17 protein-coding genes are annotated in these 18828 nt (G+C 70.4%); 15 read left to right on the top strand and 2 right to left on the bottom strand.

The window, feature by feature from the left end; translation table 11 throughout:
* Positions 1-42: 42 nt before the first annotated feature.
* Both IWX63_RS03155 and IWX63_RS03150 read right to left on the bottom strand, forming a co-directional pair.
* Positions 43-1611 carry an HNH endonuclease gene (locus IWX63_RS03155; protein WP_334685631.1) on the bottom strand — a complete coding sequence of 523 codons (1569 nt, stop codon included), beginning with the start codon at positions 1609-1611 and terminating at the stop codon, positions 43-45.
* Between the two features lie 673 nt (positions 1612-2284).
* Complete coding sequence (locus IWX63_RS03150; RefSeq protein ID WP_199276689.1) at positions 2285-3790, bottom strand: GAF domain-containing protein; 1506 nt, start codon at positions 3788-3790, stop codon at positions 2285-2287.
* A gap of 158 nt (positions 3791-3948) precedes the next feature.
* Here IWX63_RS03150 and IWX63_RS03145 point away from each other — a divergent pair, with 158 nt between their 5' ends.
* The 15 genes from IWX63_RS03145 (at position 3949) to IWX63_RS03075 (ending at position 18826) form a co-directional block, all read left to right on the top strand.
* Positions 3949-4995 (top strand): amidohydrolase family protein, encoded by a 1047-nt coding sequence (locus IWX63_RS03145; RefSeq protein WP_199276688.1) that lies wholly within the window; start codon positions 3949-3951, stop codon positions 4993-4995.
* Positions 4992-5816 carry a metal-sulfur cluster assembly factor gene (locus IWX63_RS03140; RefSeq protein WP_199276687.1) on the top strand — a complete coding sequence of 275 codons (825 nt, stop codon included), beginning with the start codon at positions 4992-4994 and terminating at the stop codon, positions 5814-5816. The genes IWX63_RS03145 and IWX63_RS03140 overlap by 4 nt, the downstream gene beginning before the upstream one ends.
* Entirely contained in the window at positions 5813-6847 is a 1035-nt protein-coding gene (locus IWX63_RS03135) for an NAD(P)-dependent alcohol dehydrogenase (RefSeq protein WP_199276686.1), read from the top strand. The genes IWX63_RS03140 and IWX63_RS03135 overlap by 4 nt, the downstream gene beginning before the upstream one ends.
* Positions 6848-6908: 61 nt before the next feature.
* The gene (locus IWX63_RS03130; RefSeq protein WP_199276685.1) at positions 6909-8054 is read left to right on the top strand and encodes a glycerol dehydrogenase; all 1146 of its coding nucleotides are present in this window, start codon (positions 6909-6911) and stop codon (positions 8052-8054) included.
* Positions 8055-8186: 132 nt separating this feature from the next.
* Positions 8187-8657 carry an Hsp20/alpha crystallin family protein gene (locus IWX63_RS03125; RefSeq protein WP_199276684.1) on the top strand — a complete coding sequence of 157 codons (471 nt, stop codon included), beginning with the start codon at positions 8187-8189 and terminating at the stop codon, positions 8655-8657.
* A gap of 88 nt (positions 8658-8745) precedes the next feature.
* The gene (locus tag IWX63_RS03120) at positions 8746-9279 is read left to right on the top strand and encodes a GNAT family N-acetyltransferase (RefSeq protein WP_334685586.1); all 534 of its coding nucleotides are present in this window, start codon (positions 8746-8748) and stop codon (positions 9277-9279) included.
* A gap of 108 nt (positions 9280-9387) precedes the next feature.
* Complete coding sequence (gatC, locus tag IWX63_RS03115) at positions 9388-9684, top strand: Asp-tRNA(Asn)/Glu-tRNA(Gln) amidotransferase subunit GatC (RefSeq protein ID WP_104168350.1); 297 nt, start codon at positions 9388-9390, stop codon at positions 9682-9684.
* Positions 9685-9687: 3 nt separating this feature from the next.
* Entirely contained in the window at positions 9688-11193 is a 1506-nt protein-coding gene (gene gatA / locus IWX63_RS03110) for an Asp-tRNA(Asn)/Glu-tRNA(Gln) amidotransferase subunit GatA (protein ID WP_199276683.1), read from the top strand.
* Positions 11193-12707 carry an Asp-tRNA(Asn)/Glu-tRNA(Gln) amidotransferase subunit GatB gene (gene gatB / locus IWX63_RS03105; protein ID WP_199276682.1) on the top strand — a complete coding sequence of 505 codons (1515 nt, stop codon included), beginning with the start codon at positions 11193-11195 and terminating at the stop codon, positions 12705-12707. The genes gatA and gatB overlap by 1 nt, the downstream gene beginning before the upstream one ends.
* Before the next feature lie 28 nt (positions 12708-12735).
* Positions 12736-13644 carry an aminoglycoside phosphotransferase family protein gene (locus IWX63_RS03100; RefSeq protein WP_199276681.1) on the top strand — a complete coding sequence of 303 codons (909 nt, stop codon included), beginning with the start codon at positions 12736-12738 and terminating at the stop codon, positions 13642-13644.
* A 95-nt stretch (positions 13645-13739) separates the two neighbouring features.
* Positions 13740-14783 (top strand): L-threonine 3-dehydrogenase, encoded by a 1044-nt coding sequence (tdh, locus tag IWX63_RS03095; RefSeq protein ID WP_199276680.1) that lies wholly within the window; start codon positions 13740-13742, stop codon positions 14781-14783.
* Positions 14784-14798: 15 nt separating this feature from the next.
* Positions 14799-16043 (top strand): glycine C-acetyltransferase, encoded by a 1245-nt coding sequence (locus IWX63_RS03090; protein WP_199276679.1) that lies wholly within the window; start codon positions 14799-14801, stop codon positions 16041-16043.
* Positions 16044-16083: 40 nt separating this feature from the next.
* Complete coding sequence (locus IWX63_RS03085; protein ID WP_199276678.1) at positions 16084-17181, top strand: NAD(P)/FAD-dependent oxidoreductase; 1098 nt, start codon at positions 16084-16086, stop codon at positions 17179-17181.
* 163 nt (positions 17182-17344) lie between these two features.
* Positions 17345-18319, top strand: a complete 975-nt coding sequence (locus IWX63_RS03080) for a cation diffusion facilitator family transporter (RefSeq protein WP_199276677.1) — start codon at positions 17345-17347, stop codon at positions 18317-18319.
* 24 nt (positions 18320-18343) lie between these two features.
* Positions 18344-18826, top strand: coding sequence for a cation:proton antiporter regulatory subunit (locus tag IWX63_RS03075; RefSeq protein ID WP_199276676.1), 483 nt, complete (start codon positions 18344-18346; stop codon positions 18824-18826).
* Positions 18827-18828 lie beyond the last annotated feature (2 nt).

The following is an 18828-nucleotide window of genomic DNA, read 5'->3' as shown; positions in this document are numbered from 1 at the left end:
GGGCCTCTCGGAGGCGGGTTGGTCAGAACTCCTGCCTGCAGGTCAGGCCGAGAGCAGTTCAGCCCGTCGGGATCGCCGCGCATAAGGGTATGCGGGAGTGGAGTGATCCTCCGGCGCGTGGCTCGGGGGTGTGGGCGGCCGGGCGTATCTCCCGGGTTCCTGCGCGTGTTCCCGCTCCTGCTCGAGTTCGCGTTCGTTCTGGTTGTTACCGGGGAGCGGTGGTGCCGTGGAATGGTAAATATGCCCGGTGGGCGTGTGGAGTTCGAGGGCATGCCGGGCCCCAGGGTCCGGGTGCACCGTGGCCTTCCAGCCGGGGAGCTCCTTGGTGTGGTTGCAGGCCTCACACAGCCCGGCACCGTTGGTGAGGTTCGTGGGCCCGTTGGTGTGCCAGGGGTTGATGTGGTCGTAGTGGCGGATCGGCGCGTCACAGTACGGGGTCCGACACAGGTGGTCGCGGGCCTGGATGAACCGCCGCTGCCCGGGAGTGAACAACCGTGCCCGGGAGTCGACGGCCACCAGCTCCCCACTCCCAGGAGCGGTATAGAGACGCCGGAGCCACACCTCGAACCCTTGACGGGTTGATGGATCGGACGCGTTACCTGATGCGGATCCGGCGGCCTGACCGATCAGCGGGTCGCTTGCCGGTGGGGAGGCGTGCTCGGCGTCGTCGCCGCGGTCCTGCCCGCCTGCCTGCCCGCCGGGTTGCGTCCCAGGCTGCAGGGCGGACCGCACCGATGAGCGCTGGAACGCTGGGCCGGTCGAGCGCCCGGCGGGTCCTGCTGCCGGGGTGGTGGGCTTCTGGGCGAGGAGGTCCCTCGCCCAGCCGGCCGGGACGATGCCGTAGCCGGGCAGGCGGGCCGGTTCGCTGTCGCCCTGGAGCAGGGTCCGGTCCGTCATGATCAGCTGCACCTCGACCCGGGAGAACCCACCCGGGGTGCCCGTGGTCCGCTCCACCAGCGCATCCGCCATCAACTGCCCACGGCTGCGCTGATCGCCTTCCGCCCGGCAGGCGTCGGCGTGCCGGGAAAGCTCCGCGTGCACCGCCACCCCCTCGGCCACGGGCAGCAGGGCGGTCAGGTAGGTCATGGTGTCCGGGGCCGGACGCAGACTCACATGCCGCTCCGACGCCGCGTGACTGGCCCGCTGGGTGACCGAGCGGGGATCCCGCCGATACGCCGCCGCCCGGGCGGCCGCGGCGATCTGCTGGTCCCCGGCACCCTCGAACGTCCCCGTGTCCGGCGCCAACTCCTCGTCGACCGCGCACCGATCCGCCGCCGACAGGCAGCCGGTCTCCCGCACCAGCAGGGTCGCCCGCCACTCGTTCAACAGTCCCGCCTCCAAAGCGGCCTGAGTGTGGGGCATCTCCGTGACCAACGCCCTCGCCATCCCCAGCAACCGCCCACCGCGGGCCGGGGACTCACGCCGGGCGAGGGCGATCTGCGCGGCCACACCCTTGCCCTGTTCGGCGACCGGGACACCGGCGGCGGCCTGGGACCGACGCTGGTCGAGGTCGAACGCGACCGCATCCCGGGCCTGCCGAGCGGCGAGCATGGACTTCAACTCCTCCAGGTCCCGAACCTCATCGATCAACCCCGAACCATCCGACGGCATCGGGAGGGAGGCCAGTACGTCGATCAGATCCCGCACACAACCCACCCGCACGAAACCCGCCGGAACAAAACCCGGTGAAATACAGCCGGGCGGAACAGCACCAGGAGCAACAGAGGCCGACGGACCAACACCCGGTGAGACGCGGTCCGGCGGGACAGAGGCCGGCGGGACAGCAGCAGATCCGACGTCACCCTGGTGGGCAGCACCACCGGACCCGGTAGCGCTGAACTGATGAATCAATTCGCGCAGCTGCCGGATGAGTTCAGCACGCCCCGGGCCCATCGGAAGGGACGCCACCAGGTCGATCAGATCCTGCACAGAGTCACCGGGAAGCATCGCCGCCGGGACAGCGACGGATGGGACAGCAATCGACTGGATCGGATCGGACGAGGCGCCGACCAGCCGCGATAGCCCACCCGTATCGGTGGTGTCGAGTGGAGCATTCCTGCTGCTGTCCATACTGAATTCTCCCAACCGCCACCGACATTCTGAGGCCGTCACGGCCTGTCGGCGCACGGTGAAACCCCGTCGATTCTTGGTGACGGCGCCTGTCCTCCACTCGTCCTGTGGCGAGCACCTGATGGCACCGATCGAGTGACGGAGGACGAGCAGGATGCATGTGGAAGTTGGCCCTCGACCCTCAGGCCGCAGGCGTCGTCAGGGACGGGCAGGATCACCTCGGGAGCGTGATCCCGAGCCGGGCGATCCGGCGGTAGATGGTCGCGCGGCTGATGCCGAGCTCCGCCGCCGCCGCGGTGACCGTCGCCCCCGGCTGTGCCAGGCTCCGGACGATCTCGTCGCGTTCGACCGCTTCGATCCGGCTCAGGTGCGGGCCGGGCCTGCCGACGATGTAGGCGGGTAGATGCCGGACGTCGATCCGCTCCGCACGGACCGCGGCGTCGTGGACCACGGTGAAGAGTTCGTCGACGTTGTCCGGCCAGTCATGCGCCAGGAGTACCCGCTCGGCGGCGGCGGTGAAGTCGATCTCGCGCAGCCGCGTCTGGCGGGCGGCGAACCGTGCCAGCTGGACGACGTCGTCGCCCCGGTCCCGCAACGGTGGGACGGCGATCACGGTGTCGACCGCGGCGGCCAGTGGACGGGGGATGGCGTCCACATCGGTGGCCGTGACCGCCCACGCGAGGGTCGGCGTCGTTCCCTCTCCCGACGGCGGGAGCGCCCGCAGTGCGCGGACGGCATGCCCGTGGAGCTCCTGGGCCGCCCAGGCGGGCAGGAGATCGATGTTCTCGACGATCACCGCGGTGTCCGCCTTGGCCAGTTCGGGGGTCCACAGCGACAGCCACGCGTCGACATCGTCCGGCGCGGGCGCGGCAGCGGACAGGATCCGGGCACCGGGTCGTGAGGAACGGAAGGCCTGGGCGAGGAGCGTCGCACGCCCCGCGCCGTGTTCCCCGACGGCGGCCACGACGCGCCCGGCCGCCAACGCGTGCGTCGCCTGGTCGAGCGCACCCGTCCACGACGAGGACAGGGCGCGCAGGGTCCCTGCGGCGGGTTCGATGCTGTCGCGCCGCATCCGGAACACGCCGCCCTTGGGCCCCGGCTTCTGCCGGCGGCCGTGGACCCGGGCGAGCATCAGTGCCGTGGCGTTTCCGGCCGCCGACTGCGCCAGGGCCAGCAGCAGCGCGGGTGAGGCATCGGACCAGGTGGTGATGTTGACGCAGCCCTCGAGGATCCCGCTGACCGGATCGAAGACGGGCGCGGCGGCACAGGTATAGGTGCGCAGGCTGGCGCTGTAGTGCTCCTCCGCGCGGACCAGGACCGGTGAGCGGTCCGCGAGTGCCAGTCCCATCCCGTTGGTCCCGGCGTCCCGCTCGGAATAGGTGAAGCCGGGGGCCAGATGCACACGGTCGAGGGCCCGCAGGAGGGTGGAGCTCCCGCTCAGCCGTTCGAGCAGCAGGCCGTCGGCGTCGGTGAGCATGAGACTGACGGGCTCGTCCGCCAGCGTGCCGCGCAGGGCCCTGAGCACCTCCTGTCCGCACTGGAAGAACAGGGAGTCCCTGGGGGCAGAGCCGGCCCAGCTGGGGTCCACCTCCTCGGCCGACACCCCGTACTCCTCGCTGCGCTGCCACGAGGCGACCAGGCGTTTGGCCGTGACGGGCAGGGGCCCGGTGTCCGGGTCCCTGCCCGGCGTGAAGAGCTCGCCCTCCTGGTTCGGCACCATTGCCGCCCTCCTCGTTCGATGGTCGAGGCTGCTGATCCGCGTCTCACCACAAGAAATGGATCGTCTCAAAATGAGACACACCCCGCGCGATGGAAGCCATCTTCGCACCTAACGTCGGTCCTGTCGCGACTACGGGAGTTGCCAGGAGGAGATCGAAGATGTACAGCAAAGACGGCGAGAACTATTTCATTGTCGACGCGCACATAGCCCTCTGGGACGCCCGTCCCGAGAACCAGCGCAGCATCCACGGCAAGCAGTTCATCGATTGCTTCTACGACTACCACCGCAACCTCTCCCCGGAATCGGAGACGTGGAGTTACGAGGACTACCTCTACCAGGGCGGCGAACGCCTCATGAAGGACCTGTTCACGGACGGGTACGTCGACCACGCCATCTTCCAGCCGGCGTACCTCGGCGAGTTCTACCACCGGGGGTTCGGGCAGACCGAGGAGGCCTACGGACTGGCGTCGGCGCACCCGGACAAGCTCACCTACAACCACTGCTTCGATCCCCGTAACGGCGAGGCGGGCCTGGATCAGCTGCGCGCCGATCACGAGCGGATGGGCTTCAAGGGCGTGAAGCTGTACACCGCGGAGTGGCATGGCGACTCGCGCGGCTACAAGCTGTCCGACCCCTGGGCCACCCGGTACTTCGAGGAGTGCCGCGCCCTCGGGATCAAGAACATCCACGTCCACAAGGGCCCGACCATCCGGCCCCTCGACCGGGACGCCTTCGACGTCTCCGACGTCGACCACGCCGCCACCGATTTCACCGACCTCAATTTCATCGTGGAGCACGTCGGTCTGCCCCGGCTGGAGGACTTCTGCTGGATCGCCACGCAGGAGCCCAACGTCCACGGCGGCCTGGCCGTGGCGATGCCGTTCATGCACACCCGTCCGCGGTATTTCGCCCAGATCCTCGGCGAGCTCATCTACTGGATCGGGGAGGACCGCATCCAGTTCTCCAGCGACTACGCGCTGTGGACACCGCGGTGGCTCGTCGAGCAGTTCGTGGACTTCCAGATCCCGGAAGACATGACCGAGTACGCGCCGCTCACCATCGCGCAGAAGAAGAAGATCCTCGGCCTCAACGCGGCGAAGATGTACGACATCCCGGTGCCCGCGGAGCTCCAGCTCCCCGATGCCGAGGAGACCGCGACGGGGCCCCGGCAGCCGGAACGGGCCGATCTCGCGAGCGCACAATGACCCCTGCGCACGCCGAACTCGCCGGGAGCGCGCACCGGGTCACCGAGGACGACGTCCGCCGGAGCCTCGACGCGGTCTTCGATCCGGAGCTCGACGAGCCCATCACCGAACTCGGGTTCGTCCGATCCATCCAGGTGGACGGCGAGGGGGACGGGGGCCCGGATCCCACGGTCCGGGTGCACCTGCGCCTGCCCACGTCCTTCTGCTCGCCGAACTTCGCCTACCTCATGGCGTCCGACAGCAAGGATGCGGTGTCGGCGATCCCCGGTGTGGCCGCCGTCGTCGTCGAACTGGACGACCACCACGACTCGGACCTGATCAACACGGGTCTCGCGGCGGACGCCGGGTACCGCGGCACATTCCTCCACGAGGCCGAGGACAGCCTCGAGGACCTGCGGCACACGTTCCGGCGGAAGGCGCACACGGCCGCCATGGAGCGCTGCCTCACCGGTCTGCTGCGCGCCGATGCCGGGCTTCGGGTGGAGGACGTCGGCGGGGTGCGCCTGAAGGACCTCCCGCCGGGCCGCGAGACGGACGCGCTGCTCCGCCGACGGGCGGCGCTCGGGCTGTCCGGAGATGCCGACGCGCCCGTGCTGGTCGACGACGACGGCCGCCCCTATCCCGTCGAGGCCGTCCCGCTCGCCCTGCGCCGTGCCCGGTCCACCCGCATCTCCATCGACGGGAACGCGCACTTCTGCCGGGGGCTCCTCCGCACCCGCTACGAAGGCTCCGGCGCGGACCAGGCCTTCCGGCCGGAAGGCGCCGAGGACGCCGACCGCCACGCCCTACTACCCCTCAGCGTTAAGGAACTCCACTCATGAGCACCATGCGAGCAGTCCAGGTCGTCGGCTACCACCAAGCTCTGAAGATGGCCGAGGTGCCGATGCCGAGCATCAGCGGTCCGTTCGACGTCGTCGTCAGGGTCGGCGGTGCGGGGGTCTGCCGCACCGACCTGCACATCCTCGAGGGCCAGTGGGAGGAGAAATCCCAGGTCCATTTGCCCTACACCATCGGGCACGAGAACGCCGGCTGGGTGCATGCCGTCGGGAGCGCCGTGACGAATGTCGGCGTGGGCGACAAGGTGATCCTCCACCCCCTCATGACGTGTGGCCTGTGCCGCGCCTGCCGGTCCGGGGACGACGTGCACTGCGAGGTCAGCCAGTTCCCGGGGATCGACACCAACGGGGGCTACGCCGAGTACCTCCTGACCACCGCCCGCTCGGTGGTCATGATCGACGACTCCCTGGAGCCGGCGGACGTCGCGGCCCTCGCGGACGCCGGCCTCACCGCCTACCATGCGGCCGCCAAGGCCGCGAAGCGGCTCACGCCCCGTGATACGTGCGTCGTCATCGGTGCCGGCGGACTCGGGCACATCGGCATCCAGGTCCTGAGGGCGCTCACCCCCGCGCGCATCGTCGTCGTGGACCGCAGTGCAGCGGCCCTCGAGCTTGCACGGGACATCGGGGCGCACGAGGGCGTCCTGGCCGACGGGAACCAGGTGGAGCGTGTGCTCGCCCTCACCGATGGGAAGGGTGCGGAGGCCCTCGTCGACTTCGTCGGCGAGGGCGGCGCCACCGCACAGGGCATCGCGATGCTGCGCCGGGCGGGGGACTACTACGTGGTGGGCTACGGCGAGAACATCGACGTCCCGACCATCGACATCATCTCGACCGAGATCAACATCATCGGCAACCTCGTCGGCTCCTACAACGACCTGCAGGACCTCATGGCCCTGGCGGCCCGCGGTGCCGTCACCCTCCACACGCAGAAGTACGCGCTGGACGATTTCCAGCAGGCCATCGACGACCTGGACGAGGGCCGGGTGAGAGGCAGGGCCATCCTCGTGCCCTGACACCACGACCGATCGTCACGAGAGACCACCCGCCAACCCACGAGACCCCCAGGAGGTCCCCATGCCCAGTCCCATCCGTTCCGTCATCAGCCCCGGCCGGTACGCCCAGGGTCCGGGGGCCATCTCCCGGCTCGGCGAATACCTCGCACCGATCGGGAGCACACCGCTCGTCGTCGCCGACGACGTCGTCTGGGGTTTCGTGGGACACGACGTGACCTCGTCCCTCCAGGCGGCCGGGCTGCCCGTGACGCGGGAGGCGTTCGGGGGTGTGCCGTCGGCCCGGGAGATCGACCGCCTCGTCGAGGTGATCAAACGGACGAAGGCCGACGTCGCCGTTGCGGTGGGCGGGGGAAGCACCATCGACGCCGTCAAGGCCTCCGGATTCCTGGCCGGCATCCGGTGGGTCACCGTCCCCACCGTCGCGTCGACCGACGCCCCGACGTCGGCCCTGGCCGTGGTCTACACCGAGGACGGCACCTTCGAGGAATACCGCTTCTTCCCGCGCAACCCGGACCTCGTCCTCGTCGACTCCCGGATCGTCGCCAACGCCCCGGCGGCCTTCCTCGCCGCTGGAGTGGGCGACGCCCTGGCGACATGGCTCGAAGCGCGGGCGACGGCGGCGTCGAGCTCCCTGACGATGGCGGGAGGGCTGCCCACTCTCACCGGCACGGCCCTCGCTCGCCTGAGCTGGGACGTCCTCTGGGACAACGCCCTGCCGGCCCTCGATGCGGTCCGCGACCACCTCGTCACCCCGGCCGTGGAGAAGGTGATCGAGGCCAACACGCTCCTCTCGGGCCTCGGCTTCGAGTCGGGCGGCCTGGCCGCGGCCCACGCCATCCACAACGGTCTCACCGCGGTGCCGCAGACCCACGGACTGGCGCACGGTCAGAAGGTCAACATCGGCTCCCTGACCCAGCTCATCCTCGAGGGCGCCCCGACACAGGACATCCGCGACTTCATCGAATTCACGACGCGGGTCGGCCTGCCCACCACCCTGACGGAGATCGGGCTGGCCCCGGAGGACACCAAGGAACTCGAACTCATCGCCACCACGGCGACCGTGGCGGGCGAGACCATCCACGCCATGCCGTTCGAGGTCCGGCCCGCGGACGTCGTCTCCGCGCTCACGTCCATCGAGCGGTTCGCGCGGCGGGTCCGGGAGGAAGCGGGCCTCCCCGCACCGAAGATGTACAAGGCCCCGCACTGACGTGCCCCGCCGGCCCGCCCGGTTCCCGGGGGAAGGGAGGTCTTTCGTCCCTGTCGGTGCAGGCATGATCGGTGTCTACTCGGAGGACCTGGCCCGGATCGGGCCGATCCCACCAAGAGTCTGGAGTTTGTCATGACTGATGCACGGCGATGGCCGCCGTTCGGATCCAGCCGACGGAACTTCCCCTTCAACGCCGGCACCAGGTCTCCCATGGACCTGCTCGATTCGATGGAGCGACTCATCGAGTCGTCGTCGTCCGGTCCGGCCTCCATCCGGGTCGAGGAATTCGTCGACGGGAAGGACATGGTGGTCCGCGCGGAGATGCCGGGACTCGATCCCGACAAGGACATCGAGGTCAGCATCGAGAACGGCTTCCTGCGGATCCGCGCCCACCGCGAGGAGAAGGAAGAGCACAAGGACAAGAACGGGTACCGGACCGAATTCCGGTACGGCGCCTTCCGACGCGACATCGTGCTCCCCGACGGCGTGAAGGACGAGGACATCCGGGCCAGCTACGCCGACGGCGTGCTGGACGTCCGGACGCCGCTTCCGGACGACAAGAAGCCGGAGGGCCCCAGGAAACTCCCCATCACCCGGGCCTGACCCAGGCCGGGGGAGGAACGGCGTCCGCCGGGACGACGGCGTCCCGGCGGCGTCGCCGCGTGACAAGGCCGCGTGACAAAATGGATCGGTGACCAACGCACCCTCAGGGAACGCCCTCTCCGATGCCCGCATCACCATCCGGCCCATCCAGCCCGAGGACTACGACGACGTCCGCCGCATCACGCGCGGCGCCTACCTCGACGCCGGGTACTTCACCGACGAGGCGCACCCCTACATGGCCGTGCTGGCCGACATCGAGCACCGCGCCGAGCACGCCGAGGTCTGGGTGGCGGAGCGCGGCGGCGTCGTCGTCGGGTCGGTCGCCCTCACCTTCGCGGGCCAGCGGTACACGGACATCGCCGTCGACGGGGAGCTGGAGTTCCGCATGCTCGCCGTGGACCCGGCGGTGCAGCGCGGCGGGGTGGGCCGGGCCATGGTGGAGCGCATCATCGAGCACGCCCGCACCCTCCCCGGCATCGAGGCCGTGAGCCTGACGAGCGGTTCCGACATGGTCCGGGCGCACCGCCTCTACGAGTCGATGGGCTTCGTCCGCGTGCCGGGCCGGGACTGGGAGGTCCCGAACGAGGACATCCTGCTCTGGGTGTTCCGCCTGCCCCTGTAGGCGTCCGCGTCCGTCGTCGTCGGGTGCCGGCCCCGCTGATGCCGGGCGCCGACCGCGCCAGCACTAGACTGGAGGCAGATACCCACCTCCGACTTCCAGGGGAGATCCATGGCTGAGATCAACCGGGACGACGTCGCGCACCTTGCGCGGCTCGCCCACATCGACATGACCGACGACGAGCTCGACCGCATGGCCGGGGAACTCGCGGTGATCGTCGATTCCATCAAGAGCGTGAGCGAGGTCGCCGGCGACGACGTCCCCGCGACGAGCCACCCGATCCCGCTGAGCAACGTGTTCCGCGACGACGTCGTGGGGGAGACCCTCAGCAACGAGGAGGCCCTCCTCGGCGCTCCCGACAACGCCGACGGCCGCTTCAAGGTCCCGGCAATCCTGGACGGGGAGTAACCCATGACCGACCTGATCCACCTCTCCGCCGACGCCCTCTCGCAGAAGCTCGCCGCGAAGGAGGTCTCCGCCGTCGAGGCGACGCAGGCCTACCTCGACCGCATCGACGCCGTGGACGGCGCGATCAACGCGTTCCTGCACGTCAACACCGATGAGGCGCTGCTCGTCGCCGCCGGGGTCGACAAGGCCCGCATCGACGGCGACACGCTGCACCCGCTCGCCGGCGTCCCCATCGCCGTGAAGGACCTGATCGTCACTCGAGGTCAGCCCACCACGGCCGGGTCGAAGATCCTCGAGGGCTGGCAGAGCCCCTACGACGCCACCGTGGTCCGCAAGCTCCGCGCCGCCAGGATGCCCATCCTCGGCAAGACGAACCTCGACGAGTTCGCCATGGGCTCCTCCACCGAGCACTCCGCCTTCGGGCCCACCCGCAACCCCTGGGACCTCGACCGCATCCCCGGCGGGTCCGGCGGCGGGTCCGCGGCCGCCGTCGCAGCGTTCGAGGCACCCCTCGCGCTCGGCACCGACACCGGCGGGTCCATCCGCCAGCCCGGCGCCGTCACCGGCACGGTCGGCGTGAAGCCCACCTACGGCGGTGTCTCCCGCTACGGTGCAATCGCGATGGCGTCCTCGCTCGACCAGATCGGCCCCGTGTCCCGCACGGTCCTCGACAGCGCCCTGCTGCACGAGGTCATCGGCGGCCACGACCCCCACGATTCGACGTCGCTCACCGACCCGGTCGGCGCGCTCGTCGAAGCCGCCCGCCTCGGCCAGGTCGACGGCATGCGCATCGGCGTCATCGAGGAACTCCAGGGCGAGGGCTACCAGGCCGGCGTCCTCACGCGCTTCCACGAGTCGCTCGAGCTGCTGCGCTCGGCGGGCGCCGAGATCGTCGAGGTCTCCTGCCCCAACTTCCGGTACGCGCTCGCCGCCTACTACCTGATCATGCCGTCCGAGGCCTCCAGCAACCTCGCCAAGTACGACGGCGTGCGCTTCGGCCTGCGCGTGGTGCCTGAGGGCACGCCCACGATCGAGCGCGTCATGGGAGCCACCCGCGCGGCCGGCTTCGGCGACGAGGTCAAGCGCCGCATCATCCTCGGCACCTACGCACTGAGCGCCGGGTACTACGACGCCTACTACGGCTCGGCCCAGAAGGTGCGCACGCTCATCCAGCGCGACTTCGCCGCCGCGTTCGAGCAGGCCGACGTCCTGATCTCGCCGACCGCCCCCACCACGGCGTTCAAGCTGGGCGAGAAGCTCAACGACCCGCTGGCGATGTACCTGAACGACGTCGCCACCATCCCGGCGAACATGGCCGGCGTCCCCGGACTGTCGCTGCCCGGTGGCCTCGCGGACGAGGACGGGCTGCCCGTCGGCATCCAGCTCCTCGCCCCCGCCCGCAAGGACGCGCGCCTCTACCGCGTGGGCGCCGTCCTCGAATCGCTGCTCGAAGAGACGTGGGGCGGGCCGCTGCTGGCCAAGGCCCCCGAGATCACAGGTGGTAAGTAATGACTGCTGTAACCGATGAGGTCCTGTCCTTCGACGAGGCCATCGAGAAGTACGATCCGGTGCTCGGGTTCGAGGTCCACGTGGAGCTCAACACGCGGACGAAGATGTTCTCCTCCGCGCCCAACGCGTTCGGGGACGTCCCCAACACCAATGTGACCCCGGTGGACCTCGGCCTGCCCGGCGTCCTGCCCGTCGTCAACGGCGTCGCCGTCGAGTCCGCGATCAAGATCGGCCTCGCGCTCAACTGCAAGATCGCCGAGAAGTGCTACTTCGCACGGAAGAACTACTTCTACCCGGACACCCCGAAGAACTTCCAGACCTCCCAGTTCGAGGACCCGATCGCCTATGACGGCACCATCGACATCGAGCTCGCCGACGGCACCGTGTTCACGGTGGAGATCGAGCGCGCCCACATGGAGGAGGACGCCGGCAAGCTCACCCACATGGGTGGCGCGACGGGTCGCATCCAGGGCGCCGAGTTCTCCCTCGTGGACTACAACCGCGCGGGCGTGCCCCTGATCGAGATCGTCACCAAGCCGATCGTCGGCGCCGGATCACGCGCCCCCGAGCTCGCCAAGGCCTACGTCGCTGCGATCCGCGAGATCGTCAAGAACCTCGGCGTCTCGGACGCCCGCATGGAGCGCGGCAACGTGCGCTGCGACGCGAACGTCTCCCTCAAGCCGAAGGGCCAGGAGAAGTTCGGCACCCGCACCGAGACCAAGAACGTCAACTCCCTGCGCGCCGTCGAGCACGCCGTCCGGTACGAGATCCAGCGGCACGCCGCCGTCCTCGACTCGGGTACGCCGATCCAGCAGGAGACGCGCCACTGGCACGAGGACACGCGCTCGACGACGTCGGGGCGCCCCAAGTCGGACGCCGACGACTACCGCTACTTCCCGGAGCCGGACCTCGTGCCGGTCGTGACGAACGAGGCGTGGATCGAGAAGCTGCGCGCCGAACTCCCCGAGCCGCCCGCCGAGCGCCGCAAGCGCCTGCAGGCCGACTGGGGCTACTCCGACGCCGAGTTCCGCGACGTCGTCAACGCCGGGGTCATGTCCTCGATCGAGGACACCATCACCGCCGGCGTGAGCGCCGCTATCGCCCGCAAGTGGTGGATGGGCGAGATCTCCCGCCGCGCCAAGCTGGCCGACGTCGAGCCCGCCGAGCTCGGCGTGACACCCGAGCTGATCGTCGAACTCAACGCGCTCATCGAGACCGGCAAGATCAACGACAAGCTCTCCCGCGACGTGCTCGACGGCGTCCTCGCCGGCGAGGGCACGCCCGCGGAGGTCGTCGAGAAGCGCGGCCTCGCCGTCGTGTCCGACGACGGCCCGCTGCTCGAGGCGATCGACGGCGCCCTCGCGGCCCAGCCCGACGTCGCGGACAAGATCCGCGGCGGCAAGGTCCAGGCCGTCGGTGCGATCGTGGGCGGCGTCATGAAGGCCACGCGCGGACAGGCCGATGCGGGACGCGTGCGCGAGCTCATCCTTCAGCGCCTCGGCGTCGAAGGCTAGCACCGGCAGCATCCACGGGGAGGGCGCGATGGCGGTACTGCCGAGGGCGGAGATCGACATCGCGCCCTCCCTCGTCAGGTCGCTGCTCGCCGACCAGCACCCGGATCTGGCGGATCTCCCGCTCCGTCCCGCCGGTCACGGGTGGGACAACGTGCTGTTCCGGCTGGGGGAGGATCTCGTGGTGCGGCTGCCGCGCCGCGAGGCGGGCGCCGGGCTGATGGTCGCGGAGCAGCAGTGGGTCCCCCGGCTGACCGCCCACCTCACCCTGCCGACGTCGGCGCCCGTCCGGATCGGCGTCCCCGGCGCCGGCTACCCGTGGCACTGGTCCGTCTCCCGCTGGATCGACGGGGTCAGCGGCATCACCGTGCCCCGGGCCGGGCGCTCTCCTGCGGCCGTCCCGCTCGCGCGCTTCCTCGCCGGGTTCCACCAGCCCGCACCACGTGATGCCCCGGTCAGTCCCGTGGGGCGCGGTGGTCCGCTCGCGGCGCGCGACGACGTCCTGCGGACACGGCTGGCTTCGCTCCCGGACATCCCCGGGGTGCCCACCGCCGCCCTGCTGCGCGTCTGGGACTCCGCCCTCGCCGCACCGGGCCGGCAGAACGCGCCGCTCTGGCTGCACGGCGACCTCCATCCTGCCAACGTCGTCCTCGCGCCCGACGGCACGCTCGCCGGAGTCGTCGACTTCGGCGACCTGTGCTCCGGGGATCCCGCCACGGACCTCGCGGCGGCCTGGCTGCACTTCGACGCCGCCGGTCGGTCCGCGTTCCGCGCCGAGACGCACCGCCTGCGCCCGGTCGACGCCGCGACCTGGGAGCGGGCCCGGGGCTGGGCGCTGAGCATGGGGAGCGCCCTGGCGATGACCTCCGACGACTCCCCGGCGTTCCTCGGCCTCGGCGTGGGGATCCTCGCCGCCGTCCTCGAGGACGGACACCGCTGATACTGTTGCTCCGGGCACATTCCGCCCAGGCACTCGTACCGCACGGCCCCGACGCGATCCGCCGGGGACAGGCGCGGCATGGAAGGAACCGTTCAGTGAAGGCGCTGTACAAATCCGGGGCACACCCCGGCTTCGAGCTCGTGGACCGGCCCGAACCCGACGCGGGGTGGGGTGAGGTCAAGATCCGGGTCGTCACGACGGGCATCTGCGGCACCGACCTCCATATCGAGAGCTGGGACACCTGGGCGCAGGGCATGATCTCCGCGCCGCTGATCCCCGGCCACGAGTTCTACGGTGAGGTCGTCGCCCTCGGCGAGGGCATCCGGGACGTCCGCATCGGGGACCGCGTCTCCGGCGAGGGGCACATCGTCTGCGGGATCTGCCGCAACTGCCGTGCCGGGCGCCGCCAGATGTGTATCCGCACCTCGAGCGTCGGCGTCCAGCGCGACGGCGCGTTCGCCGAGTTCGTCGTCGTCCCCGAGACCAACGTCTGGGTGCACGACGCCACCATCACCCCCGAGCTCGGCGCCGTCTTCGACCCCTTCGGCAACGCCGTCCACACCGCGCTGAGCTTCCCGCTCGTCGGCGAGGACGTGCTGATCACCGGCGCCGGACCCATCGGCCTGATGGCCGTCGCCGTCGCCCGCCACGCGGGGGCCCGCAAGATCGCGATCACCGACGTCTCTGCGCCCCGGCTCGCCCTCGCCTGCGGTGTCGGGGCGGACATCGCCATCGACGTCAGCCGGAGGCGCGTCGCCGACGCGCAACGCGAGCTCGGCATGAAGGAGGGCTTCGACATCGGGATGGAGATGTCAGGTCATGCCACCGCGCTGCCCGAGATGATCGACAATATGAACCATGGCGGGCGGATCGCCATGCTCGGCCTGCCGGCAGGCCCGATCTCCATCGACTGGGGCAAGGTGGTCACGCATATGCTCACCCTCAAGGGCATCTACGGTCGGGAGATGTTCGAGACCTGGTATGCGATGAGCGCCATGCTGCAGTCCAACCGGACCCTGCGCGAGGCCGTCTCGTCCGTGGTCACCGACTGCCTGCCTGCCCGCGAGTGGCAGCAGGGATTCGCAACAGCGCGCAGTGGCGCGAGCGGCAAAGTGGTCCTCGACTGGACCACGCTCTAGGAGGAGTGGAACACCATGTATTCAGCAGTCCGCGACCAGCTCGCCGGGGAACTCGACGAGATCCGCAGTGCAGGCCTGTTCAAGCACGAGCGCCGCATCTCCTCACCGCAGTCCAGCCACATCACGGCCGGCGCGCTGGGGGCCGAGGACGCCCGCGTGCTGAACTTCTGCGCGAACAACTACCTCGGCCTCGCCGACCACCCGGACATCATCGCCGCAGCCAAGACGGCCCTGGACGAGCGCGGCTTCGGCATGGCGTCCGTCCGCTTCATCTGCGGCACCCAGGACCTGCACCTCGAGCTCGAACGCCGTGTCTCGCGGTTCCTCGGCACCGAGGACACCATCCTGTTCTCCTCCTGCTTCGACGCGAACGGCGGCGTCTTCGAATCGCTCCTCGGAGCGGAGGACGCCGTCATCTCCGACGCCCTGAACCACGCGTCCATCATCGACGGCATCCGCCTGTCCAAGGCGCAGCGGTTCCGCTACGCCAACCGCGACATGGCGGACCTCGAGGCGAAGCTGCAGGAGGCATCGGGGGCCCGGCGGCGCCTGGTCGTCACCGACGGCGTCTTCTCCATGGACGGCTACCTGGCGCCGCTCGAAGCCGTCTGTGATCTCGCCGAGCGCTACGACGCGATGGTCATGGTCGACGACTCGCACGCCGTCGGCTTCATGGGCGCCACCGGTGCCGGTACGCCCGAGCACGCCGGGGTCGCCGACCGGGTGGACATCTTCACCGGCACCTTCGGCAAGGCGCTCGGCGGGGCCTCCGGCGGGTACGTGGCCGCCCGCGCCGAGATCGTCGCCCTCCTGCGGCAGCGTGCCCGTCCCTACCTGTTCTCGAACTCGCTCGCGCCGTCGATCGTCGCCGCGACCCTGACCGCCCTGGACCTGGTCCAGAACAGCACCGACCTGCGGTCCACGCTGACAGCCAACGCCGCGCTGTTCCGCCGCCGCATGACGGAGGAGGGCTTCGACCTGATCGCAGGGGAGCACGCGATCGTTCCGGTCATGTTCGGCGATGCCGTCCTCGCGGCCAGGACCGCCGATGCCATGCTTACGCAGGGCGTCTTCGTGACCGCGTTCAGCTACCCGGTGGTCCCGAAGGGCGCCGCCCGGATCCGCGTGCAGCTCTCGGCAGCGCACACGGGGGAGGACATCGAGGCCTGCGTCCGGGCGTTCGTCGCCGCGCGCGCCGAGGTGGCCGCGGGCGGGTCGCGAGCCGCCGTCGGTGGCGCACCGGGCGCGCACGTGGGCTGAGGACAGCACCACCGGGGGCGGGCGAGCCTAGGATGACGGGATGAGCTCCCTCGAGTGCGACGTCCTGATCATCGGCGGCGGCATCGCCGGCCTTTCGCTGGCCTCCGCGCTGGCCCCGTTCTCCAGCGTGGTCCTCGTGGAAGCCGAGCCGACCCTCGGCTACCACACCTCCTCCCGCTCCGCCCGGCAGCTCATCCCGAGCTACGGGCCCGGGCCGGTCCTGGACCTGACGCGGCGCACGCTCGACCTGCTCGACGGGGTGCAGTCCTCCACCGGGCTGCCCCTGACCGTGCCGCGGTCCTTCGTCCTCGTCGGATCCGAGGCCGACGTCGACGCACGGGCGAGCGCCGCGATGCGTCGTATCACCCACGCCGAGGCCCTCGATCTCTGCCCGCAGCTGCGCCCGGGATCCTTCGCTGCCGCCGCCATCGACACGGAGTGCGTGGGGACGGACACGGACCTGCTCCTCGAATACCACCGGCGGAGCGCGAGCGACGACGGCGTCATCATCCTCACCGGGGCGCAGGTCACCGAGGCCCGCTACGACGGCGCGGCCTGGAACGTCCGCGCAGGCTACCGCCCGATCACCGCGGAGGTCGTGGTCGACGCGGCGGGAGCCTGGGCCGACGGCATCGCGGCCCTGTGCGGCGTCGCGCCCCAGGGACTCGTGCCGCGCCGACGGACCGCGGCGATCGTCGCCGCGGGCAACGCCCCCCGGGTGGGGTCCCCGATGGTCGCGGCAGCCGACGACTCCTTCTACTACCGCCCGGACGCCGACGGCGTCCTCATCTCGCCGTGCGAGTCGGAGCCGGCGGAGGCCGGCGACGCGCAGCCCCACCCGGGCGACGTCGAGCGCCTCATCGAGCGGCTCGGGACCGTGACGACCCTCGGGATCACGGCCGTCCACCGGTCCTGGACGGGCCTGCGCACCCAGCGGGACTCCACCGTCCCGGTCGTCGGGTTCGACCGAGGCCACCCCGGCTTCTTCTGGCTCGCGGGGCAGGGCGGGTACGGGTTCCAGACGTCGTCGGGCATCGCCGAACTGGCGACCGTCCTGCTCACCGGCGCCGATCCTGCCGATCTCGGGGCCGACCCGGAGCGGGTGACCGCCGCGGCCGCGGCGCTCCGTCCGGCCTGAGCGCCCGCGCAGCACACATCCGGGTCCGATTCTTCCGGCCCCGGCCGGTCGACGAGTCCGTACAGTGGGGAACGGAGGCGGTCCCGGCGCACGACGTCGGCGGCCGGCCCGATCACCGTCGAGAAAACCCGGCGGACGCGGGGCAGAAGGAATGGAACGGATCATGTCAGCAAGCGGAGGAAACAAGGCGATCATCGCGGCCCTCGCCGCGAACCTCACGATCGCCGCACTCAAGTTCGTGGCCTTCGCGCTCACGCGGTCCTCGTCGATGCTCGCCGAGGGTATCCACTCCGTGGCGGACTCCGGGAACCAGGTCCTGCTGCTCGTCGGCGGCAAGCGTGCCAAACAGCAGGCCAGTCCGGAACACCCCTTCGGCTACGGCCGCGAGCGGTACATCTACGCGTTCATCGTCTCGATCGTGCTCTTCAGCGTCGGCGGCCTCTTCGCGCTGTACGAGGCGTACCACAAGGCCCTGGATCCCCACCCGATCGAGGGCTCCTTCTGGTGGGTACCGCTGGCCGTCCTCGCCGGGGCGATCGTCGCCGAGTCCTTCTCGCTCCGCACGGCCATCCGGGAGTCCAACCCCTCGCGCGGGGGCATGAGCTGGGTGCGCTTCGTCCGCACCGCCAAGTCGCCCGAGCTGCCCGTCATCCTCCTCGAGGACACCGGCGCCCTCCTGGGCCTCCTCTTCGCCCTGTTCGGGGTCTCCATGACGCTGCTCACCGACAACGGCCTGTGGGACGCGGCCGGGACGGCGATGATCGGCCTGCTCCTCGTGGCCATCGCGGCCATCCTCGCCGTGGAGACCAAGAGCCTGCTCCTCGGGGAGAGTGCCTCCGCCGCCCACGTCGCGAAGATCGAGGAGGCCATCGGCAGCGACGGGTCCACCCGGATCATCCACCTGAAGACCCTGCACCTCGGGCCGGAGGAGCTGCTCGTGGCAGCCAAGATCTCGGTGGGGAGCCAGGAGAGCGGCGCACAGATCGCGGCCGCCATCGACGACGCCGAGCAGCGCATCCGGGCGGCCGTCCCGATCGCCAGGCTCATCTACCTGGAGCCCGATCTGTACGCGCCGAAGGATGCCGCGACGCCCTCAGCGAACGGCAGCACAACCAGCGCCCTGCCCGCCGGCGAGTAGTCCGCGCAGGTCTAGGATGATCGCATGAACGTCATCGAAACACGCCTTCCCGGCATCGGGGTCCGGCGCGAGATCGTCACCGGGTCCGGTCGAAGGGTGGGTATCGTCTCGCAGCGCGACGGCGAGCTCGACCTCATCATCTCGAAGGCCAATGACCCGGATGCCTGCGTCGCCTCCATCCCGCTGACCCCGGACGAGGCGGCGACGATCGGCAACCTCCTCGGCTCCCGGCAGCTCGTCGCGCAGCTGACGGAGGAGCACCGGGACCTTCCCGGCGTCTCGACGCGCCAGTTCTACATCAACCGCGGATCGCCCTTCGACGGCCGCGCCCTCGGCGACACCAGGATGCGGTCGCGCTCCGGCGCGTCCCTGGTCGCCGTGCTCCGCTCGGGTCAGGTCCAGGCCTCACCCACCCCCGACTTCACGCTCGCCGCCGGTGATCTGCTGGTGGTGGTGGGCACCTCCGAGGGCCTGGACGCCGCAGCGGACATCCTGCGCAACGGCTGATC

Source organism: Arthrobacter sp. CAN_A2 (assembly GCF_015752045.1).
In the GTDB taxonomy this organism is placed as follows: domain Bacteria; phylum Actinomycetota; class Actinomycetes; order Actinomycetales; family Micrococcaceae; genus Arthrobacter_D.
The sequence above is the reverse complement of the archived record's forward strand: the minus strand, read 5'-3'. Positions and strand labels throughout refer to the sequence as shown.